This window comes from Flavobacterium panacis (assembly GCF_024649945.1).
In the GTDB taxonomy this organism is placed as follows: domain Bacteria; phylum Bacteroidota; class Bacteroidia; order Flavobacteriales; family Flavobacteriaceae; genus Flavobacterium; species Flavobacterium panacis.
On the sequence record NZ_JANKMS010000035.1, the window covers coordinates 1 to 1290 of the forward strand.

A 1290-nucleotide genomic window follows, 5' to 3' on the forward strand; every position below is an offset into this window, starting at 1 on the left:
GCTTGACAGGAAATCGTTGCCTGAACCTGAGAGTTCGGATTTATCGACCAAGGAGTATGTTGCGCCTCGTACAGAGAGGGAAGAGCAATTGGCTGCCATTTGGCAGAACTTGCTTGGGATAGAAAAAGTAGGTATTCATGACAACTTCTTCGAATTGGGCGGGCACAGTCTATTGGCAGTCCAATTGATTTCGCGTTTGCAGAAGCTTGATTTTCATATAGGGGTAAAAGATATTTTTGCAGGACCAACGATAGCGCTGATGAGTGAGAGGTTGTCCTCTTTATCTTTGGTATATCGTGTTCCTGAGAATGGAATAGGAGTGGATGGTTATACCATCACCCCCTCGATGGTTCCTTTGGTGGATTTGACCCAAAGTGAACTTGATCATATAACAAACACTGTAATTGGTGGTGTTTCCAACATACAGGATATCTATCCTTTATCTCCATTGCAGGAAGGAATTTATTTCCATCATCTGATGAGTGATCCCAAGGCGGGAGATCCTTATGTACTTCCCCGTCTGCTTTGTTTTTCGGATGCATGCAAGCGGGATTCTTTTATTGAGGCCCTGCAGTTTGTTGTGGACCGCCATGATGTTCTGCGTACATGTGTTTTGAGTTCAGGTCTGCCGGGATCTGTTCAGGTAGTACTTCGTGAAGCGCCTTTATTTGTGGAGCATTTGGAACTGGATGGTTCAAAATCAGTTTTATCCCAATTGGATTCCCTTACAGCTCCGGGAGTATATTGGATGGATGTTTCCAAGGCACCGTTGCTGGAATTGAAATCGGCAGATGATGTCGATAACGGCTGTCATTATCTGATAGTGTACCAGCACCACCTGATAATCGACCATGTTGGTATGGAGAAAATCATATCAGAGATTAGAATGTATTTGTCAGGTAAAGGCGATAGTTTGGGAGTTCCTGTCCTGTACCGTGATTTTATAGGGCATACCCTTCATGCGCAAAGGATGAATGATGGAGAAACTTATTTCAAGACTTTGTTAGGGGGGATAGAAGAGCCTACCTATCCATTCGAGCTGTCGAATGTTTTGGGGGACGGCAGGGGTATTGAGGAATCCCATACCGTTTTATCAAAAGAATTAAGCAAGGCACTTCGCAAATTGGTTGCAACCCATGCGATAAGCCCGGCGGTTCTGTTCCATGCAGCTTACGGATTGGTAGTGGCCAGATGCAGCAACAGGGAGTATGCTGTTTTTGGATCGTTGTTTTCGGGAAGGCTCCAGGGTTCATTGGGAGCGGCGGATTCCTTAGGTCTTTTCATCAATAC

Annotated in this window: 1 protein-coding gene; it reads left to right on the plus strand. The window is 45.1% G+C overall.

What is annotated here, in order from left to right; translation table 11 throughout:
* Positions 1 to 1290, plus strand: a 1290-nt coding sequence (locus tag NQQ59_RS25215; protein WP_257698480.1) for a condensation domain-containing protein, incomplete at both ends; no start/stop codon positions are given.